Source organism: Kitasatospora sp. NPDC023118, assembly GCF_055560875.1.
The window spans coordinates 202,514-209,145 of the sequence record NZ_JBVHHW010000015.1 but is presented as its reverse complement, the minus strand read 5'-3'; the positions used below and the strand labels follow the sequence as shown (position 1 = coordinate 209,145).

Genomic DNA, 6,632 nt, shown 5'->3' with positions numbered 1-6,632 from the left:
CCGACGGCCGGATCGTCGACGAACTGCACGCCCCCACCGCCGACACCGTCCTGGACCGCATGCGCCGCTTCGACGCCAAGGGCCGAACCAGCTGACCCGGCTCGATCCCCCGACGCCACCGAACCCCGAGCACCCCCAGGACTGACACTCCCCCATGTTCCGCACCGCTCTGCGCAATGTGCTGGCCCACAAGGGCCGCCTCCTCATGACGACGCTCGCCGTCATGCTCGGCACCGCCTTCGTGGCCGGCACGCTCGTCTTCTCCGACACCTTGGGCAACGCGCTCAGGACCCAGAACTCCAAGAGCTACGCCGACATCGCCGTCACGGTCAGCGACAACGAGGCCGTCGGCCGCGGCTACGACCACGGCGGCCGGGACACCACCGCCCCGGCCCTCACCGAGGAGATCCGGACGAAGGTCGCCGCGCTGCCCGGCGCCGCCGAGGCACGCGGCGTGGTCAGCGGCTTCGCCGGCATCGCCGACAAGAAGGGCGCGCTGATCGGCGACGGCTTCTCCACCACCGGCACCAACTACGTGCCGGGCGCCGACGGCACCGACCCGCGCTACCCGCTGGTCGAAGGCCGCGGCCCGAAGAACGCCACCGAGGTCGCGCTCGACACCAGGACCACCGCCAAGGGCGGCTTCAAGGTCGGCGACACCGTCCGGGTCGCGGTCAACGGCCCGGTGATGGAACTCAAGCTCACCGGCACCCTGCGCACCAACGACCCGCGCGTGGTGGCCGGCGGCTCGCTGGCCGCCTTCGACACCGCCACCGCCCAGCAGCTCTACCTGAGCCCGGGCCGCTTCGCCTCGCTGGACGTCAAGGCCAAGCCGGGCACCGACGACGCCACGCTGCTCGCCGCCGTCCAGCAGGCCCTCCCGCTGGGCGACAACATCGAGGCCAGGACCGGCCGCGAACTCGCCGCCGAGCAGGACCGGATGATCGCCCGGGGCACCGAGTTCCTGAGCACCTTCCTGCTGGGCTTCGCGGGCATCTCGCTGTTCGTCGGGATCTTCATCATCGCCAACACCTTCACCATGCTGGTCGCCCAGCGCACCAAGGAGCTGGCCCTGCTGCGCGCCGTCGGCGCCACCCGCCGCCAGATCACCCGCTCGGTGCTGATCGAGGCGCTGCTGGTCGGTCTGACCGCCTCGGTGGCCGGTCTGCTGGCCGGCATCGGGATCGCCGTCGGGCTCAAGGCGCTGCTCAACGGCCCGATGGACGCCAACCTGCCGGACGGCCCGCTGATCGTCGCCCCGACCACCGTGGTCGCCGCGATCGCGGTCGGCGTGCTGGTCACCGTGCTGGCCGCCTGGCTGCCCGCCCGCCGGGCCTCCCGGATCGCTCCGGTGGCTGCGATGAGCTCGGCCGAGCAGCCCGCCACCCAGAAGAGCCTGGTGGTGCGCAACACCGTCGGCCTGCTGTTCGCCCTGGCCGGTGCGGGCGCCCTGGCGGCCGGCGTGGGCGGCAAGGAGGTCAAGCTGGTCGGCCTCGGCGCGGGCGCGCTGCTGATCGGCGTGTTCGTGCTCACCCCGCTGCTGTCCCGGCCGCTGATCGCGCTGATCGCCCCGCTGCTGCGCGCCCTGTACGGCACCCCGGGCAAGCTCGCCGAGGAGAACGCGATCCGCAACCCGCGCCGCACCGCCGCCACGGCCTCGGCGCTGACCATCGGCGTCACCCTGATCACCTCGCTGACCGTGATCGGCGCCTCGGTCAACCAGGCCGTGGACAAGGCCACCCCGAACGACCTCAAGGCCGACTTCACGGTCGCGATGCGCAACTCCTCGATGCTCGCCCCCGAGGTCGCCACCCAGATCGCCAGGACGCCCGGCGTCAGCGTGATGAGTACCGAGCGCAGCGTCCCGGTGAAGACCGGGAAGGGCGAGGACGACCGCGAGTGGCTGACCGCGGTGGACGCCGCGACCATCGACCAGCTGGCCACCGTCAAGGTCGCGGAGGGCTCGGCGGACGCCCTCAAGCAGGGCAAGCTGCTGGTGAGTTCGGGCCGAGCCGAGCACGGCGGCTACCAGGTCGGTGACGTCCTCCACGTCACCTACCCGGACAACAGCAAGGGCTCGCTGACCGTCGGCGGCATCCTGGAGGCCAACACCGCGCTGGCCACGATGATCGCCCCCGAGTCCGTGGTCGGCCCGCACGCGCTGCCCGGCTCCGGCCCGAACAAGGTCCTGGTCAAGGGCACCGACGGCGCGACCGAGCAGCTGAAGCAGGCGCTGCGCGACGCGACCGGCGGCAACCCGCTGATCGCGGTCAAGGGCGAGAAGGACATCAAGGCGGAGAGCCGCCAGCTGCTCACCGGGATCCTGAACATGATGTACGGGCTGCTCGGCATGTCCGTGGTGATCGCGGTGCTCGGTGTGGTCAACACCATGGCGATGTCGGTGTTCGAGCGCCGCCGGGAGATCGGCATGCTGCGGGCGATCGGCCTGGACCGGCTCGGCATCCGCCGGATGGTCCGGCTGGAGTCGCTGCTGATCGCGCTGTTCGGCGGGCTGGTGGGCGTCGGCCTCGGCATCCTGGTGGCCTGGGCGGGCGTGCGCACGATGGTGGACAACCTCAAGGACATCACCACCGTGGTGCCGCCGCTGCGGATCTGCGGCTTCCTGCTCGCGGCCGCCGTGATCGGCCTGCTGGCCGCGCTCTGGCCGGCCCACCGGGCGGCGAAGCTGGACATCCTGGGCGCGATCAAGAGCGATTAGCCCCAGGTCGTGAAGAGGAGCCCTCGGACGAGCCGTCCGAGGGCTCCTTTCGCGTCACGGGCCAATGAACACCACGCTCTGGTCGGACGGTTGCAGCAAGCCGGTGGTCAGTCCGGCGGCGGAGACCAGGAGTGGCCCCGGTGGCGGTGACCTTGCCGGGCGTGCTCGGCTGCGCGTCCGTGCCCGCGTCGTCGTTGCACGCGGTGAGCAGGGCGGTGGCGGTGAGCGCGGCGACGCCGGCCGCCGGTAACCGGGACGGTCGGCGGACGTTCATGCTGCGGACGATCATGTAGGGCCCATGGGTACGCAGTTGAGCGGTCCTGTCACCCTCAGCACGACGACGGCGCGTGAATCGGTTCTCTCCTGAGTCAGCGGACATGAATCCGCCCCGCACGGCGGGTGCCGGGCGGGGCGGTGCGGAGGGAGGAGGAGCTGGTCAGGCGGCCGGCTTGGCGGCGACGGGCTGCACCTTGCTCCCGAACAGGTTGAAGAAGACTGCCAGGGTCGGCAGCAGGTAGGCCAGCCAGACCACCAGTTGCAGCACGGTCGGGTCCGGCTGGAAGTTGAACACGCCCTTCAGCAGGGTGCCGTACCAGCTGTCCTTGGGGATGGTGCTGGAGATGTCGAAGACCAGGCTGTGCAGGCCGGGCAGCCAGCCGGCCTCCTGCAGGTCGTGCACGCCGTAGGCGAGCACGCCGGCCGCGACCACGACCAGCATCGCGCCGGTCCAGGTGAAGAACCTCGCCAGGTTGATCTTCAGCGCGCCCCGGTAGAACAGCCAGCCGAGCACCGCCGAGGTGAGCAGACCGAGCGCGGCGCCGACCAGCGGGTTCCAGCCGTCGTCGGTGGCCTGCACCGCCGACCAGATGAACAGCGCGGTCTCCAGGCCCTCGCGGCCGACCGCCAGGAAGGAGGTGACCACCAGGGCCGTCGTGCCCATCGCGATCGCCGCGTCCAGCTTGCCGTGCAGCTCGGTCTTCAGGTGCCGGGCGGTGCGCCGCATCCAGAACACCATCCACGTCACCAGCCCGACCGAGATGATCGACAGCGAGCCTCCGAGCGCCTCCTGGGCCTCGAAGGTCAGCTGCGAGGAGCCGAACTGCAGCACCGCACCGAAGGCCATCGAGAGCACCACGGCCGAGCCCACGCCGAGCCACACCGGCGGCAGCTTGTCCCGCCGGTCTGTCTTGACCAGGTAGGCGATCAGGATGCAGACGACCAGGCTGGCTTCGAGGCCTTCGCGCAGGCCGATCAGGTAGTTGCCGAACACGGCTGACTCCTCAGGATGGTAGGGGCGGGTGACATCAGCCGAACAGGGCCTGGCCCCACCACTCCCCCGGCTTGCGCACGCCCGCCGGGCAGGCGAAGTGGGCGGAGCCGACGTGCTGGATGTACTCGTTGAGCTTGTCCGAGGCCGCGAGCCGCTGCTGCAGCGGCACGAAGGCCTTGCGGGTGTCCCGCTGGTAGGCGAGGAAGAACAGCCCGGCGTCCAGACGGCCGAGGCCGTCGGTGCCGTCGGTGAAGGAGAAGCCGCGGCGCAGGATCATCAGGCCGTTGTTGGCGTCCGGGTGGGCCAGCGCCACGTGCGAGGTCGCGGGCATCGCCTTGAGGTCGGGGGCGTCGTGCTCCTTGGCCTTGCCATACGGGGCGCCCTCGCCCTTGGTGCGGCCGAAGACGTCCTCCTGCTCCTTGAGCGAGGTACGGTCCCAGGTCTCGATGTGCATCCGGATCCGCCTGGCGACCAGGTAGGAGCCGCCGGTCATCCACTCCGGGCCGTCGCCGGGGGCGGCCCAGACGTGCTCGGAGAGCTTCGCGGTGTCGGTGCCGGCGATGTTGTGGGTGCCGTCCTTGAACCCCATCAGGTTGCGCGGGGTCTGCGCGTCCGGGGTGGTGGAGGAGGTCTTGCCGAAGCCCAGCTGGGACCAGCGGATGCTGACGGTGCCCATGCCGATCCGGGCGAGGTTGCGGATCGCGTGCACGGCGACCTGCGGGTCGTCGGCGCACGCCTGGACGCAGATGTCGCCGCCGCTGCGCAGCGGGTCGAGCTTGTCGCCCTTGAAGTTCGGCAGGTCGATCAGGGCCTCGGGGCGCTGGGCCTTGAGGCCGAAGCGGTCGATGCCGTCCTTCTCGAACAGGCTGGGCCCGAAGCCGACGGTGAGGGTGAGCCGGGAGGCGGGCAGGCCCATGGCCTCGCCGGTGTCGTCCGGCGGTGCCTCTGGCAGGCCGCTCGCCGCGCCGGTCCCGACCTCGCGGCCGCCGGTCATCGCGGCGGCCGCCCTGGTCCACTCCTTGAGCAGCTTGACCAGGGATTCCCGGGTGGCCGTCTCGGAGACGTCGAAGGCCGCGAAGTGCAGCCGGTCCTGGACCGGGGTGGCGATGCCCGACTGGTGCTCGCCGTAGAAGGGCACCTCGGCGCCGGTGGCCGCGCCCGGCGCGGGGGCCGGCTCGTCGTCCTGCCGGCTGGCGGCGGCGACCGAGCCGACGGCGGCGGCGCCGAGCGCGACGCCCGCGCCGGCCCAGCCGATGACGGCGCGGCGGCTGACCGCGCCCCGGTTGTTGGTGGCGGCAGCGTCCGGCGTGCCGTTCTGCTGCTCGTTCTCGGCGTCCATCGGCGGGCGGGCCCTTCTCACTCTTGCTGAACTGCGTTGTCGCTGGATCGCCGGGGCCACGGCCTCGGCTCGGGGGTGCTGCTACCGGTGGCCGGTCACTTGACGACCACGGCGGCGGCCAGCTTCGACAGCGGCTCGCCCAGCGAGTTGACCGCGTCGGAGAAGGTCTTGCGCTCGGCCTCGGTGACCTTGTCGTAGGGGGTGAAGGTGCCGTCGGCCTGCCGGTACTTGGCGAGCAGGGTGTTGGTCGCGGCGAACTCGGAGTCGAGGGTCCTGGCCAGTTCCGGGTCCTTCTCGGCGGCGACCGGCTTCAGCAGCTCGTAGGCCTTCCGGGCGCCCTCGACGTTGGCCTGGAAGTCGGCCAGGTCGGTGTGGCTGTAGCGGTCCTCCTCGCCGGTGATCTTGTTGGTGGCGACCTCGTCCAGCAGCTCCTTGGCGCCGTTGGCCATGCTGGTCGCGGTGATCTCGGCGGAGGGGATCTTCTTCTGCCAGTCCTTGAGGTCGTTGACCAGCTGGTCGGCGAGCTTCTTCTCGTCGTCGCCGATCCCGGCGTCGGCCCACAGGGCCTTCTCCAGCCGGTGCCAGCCGGTCCACTGCTGGCCCTGCTCCAGCTTGTCCTCACGGGTGTCGGTCTTGGGGTCGACGTCCCCGAAGCTCTCGGCGACCGGCTCGGTGCGCTCCCAGCCGGTGCGCGAGGGCGCGTACAGCGACTTGGCCTTCTCCAGGTCGCCGGCCTTGATCGCGTCGGCGAAGGCCTGGGCGGCCGGGACGGTGGCGTCGGCCTGCTCCTGGGCGTACGTGCGGTAGGCGTCGACGGCGGCGGCCAGGCGCGGGTCGGCCGGGGCGGAGCTGCCGCCCTCGCCGGTCACGGTGATCTTCTGCCGGATGCCGTCGCCGACCATGCCGGGCTTGCAGGCGACCTCGTAGGAGCCGGCCTTGATCTCGGCGTTGATGGTGGCCTTGGTGCCGGGGCCGATGTTCTCGCGCTCGGTGACGATCTTGTCGCCGGCGGCGTAGACGTAGACCTCGGTGGTCTTGGAGCCCTTGTTGCTGATGTCCAGGACCACGTGGCCGGCCGGGAAGCTGGTCTTGGAGACCTCGCAGGCGGTGTCGGTGGCGTTGACCTTGACCGCGTCCGCGCCGCCCGCCTTGTCGTCCTTCTTCGACGCGCAGCCGGCCAGGGCGGCGGTCGCCACGGCGAGGGTGAGCAGCGCGGCTGCGGTGGAACGGCGGCGGGCGGGCATGGGGGCTCCAACGGAAAAGGGCATGGGGGTGCCAAGGCCGGGTAAAGCGCCGACCGGGCC

The 6,632-nt window shown here is 71.4% G+C and carries 5 protein-coding genes and 1 pseudogene; 3 read left to right on the top strand and 3 right to left on the bottom strand.

Translation table 11 applies throughout. The features are described from left to right. The 3 genes and pseudogenes from ACZ3UD_RS21405 to ACZ3UD_RS21395 form a co-directional block, all read left to right on the top strand. Positions 1-95, top strand: a pseudogene (locus ACZ3UD_RS21405) (ABC transporter ATP-binding protein); the annotation flags it as partial. 59 nt (positions 96-154) lie between these two features. Next, the gene (locus tag ACZ3UD_RS21400; protein WP_465589792.1) at positions 155-2,719 is read left to right on the top strand and encodes an ABC transporter permease; all 2,565 of its coding nucleotides are present in this window, start codon (positions 155-157) and stop codon (positions 2,717-2,719) included. 140 nt (positions 2,720-2,859) lie between these two features. Next, positions 2,860-3,012, top strand: a complete 153-nt coding sequence (locus ACZ3UD_RS21395) for a hypothetical protein (RefSeq protein WP_465589789.1) — start codon at positions 2,860-2,862, stop codon at positions 3,010-3,012. Positions 3,013-3,155: 143 nt separating this feature from the next. Here ACZ3UD_RS21395 and efeU read toward each other — a convergent pair whose 3' ends face one another. From efeU to efeO, 3 genes are all read right to left on the bottom strand, one after another. Next, positions 3,156-3,989, bottom strand: a complete 834-nt coding sequence (gene efeU, locus ACZ3UD_RS21390; RefSeq protein WP_465589787.1) for an iron uptake transporter permease EfeU — start codon at positions 3,987-3,989, stop codon at positions 3,156-3,158. A gap of 34 nt (positions 3,990-4,023) precedes the next feature. Next, positions 4,024-5,328 carry an iron uptake transporter deferrochelatase/peroxidase subunit gene (efeB, locus tag ACZ3UD_RS21385; protein ID WP_465589784.1) on the bottom strand — a complete coding sequence of 435 codons (1,305 nt, stop codon included), beginning with the start codon at positions 5,326-5,328 and terminating at the stop codon, positions 4,024-4,026. Positions 5,329-5,423: 95 nt separating this feature from the next. Beyond that, positions 5,424-6,572 (bottom strand): iron uptake system protein EfeO, encoded by a 1,149-nt coding sequence (efeO, locus tag ACZ3UD_RS21380; RefSeq protein WP_465589781.1) that lies wholly within the window; start codon positions 6,570-6,572, stop codon positions 5,424-5,426. Positions 6,573-6,632: the final 60 nt, after the last annotated feature.

Excerpts from the sequence above, each read along its gene's own strand:
- ACZ3UD_RS21400 (WP_465589792.1), top strand. The coding sequence starts at position 155 with ATGTTCCGCACCGCTCTGCGCAATGTGCTGGCCCACAAGGGCCGCCTC.
- efeO (WP_465589781.1), bottom strand. The coding sequence starts at position 6,572 with ATGCCCGCCCGCCGCCGTTCCACCGCAGCCGCGCTGCTCACCCTCGCC.
- efeB (WP_465589784.1), bottom strand. The coding sequence starts at position 5,328 with ATGGACGCCGAGAACGAGCAGCAGAACGGCACGCCGGACGCTGCCGCC.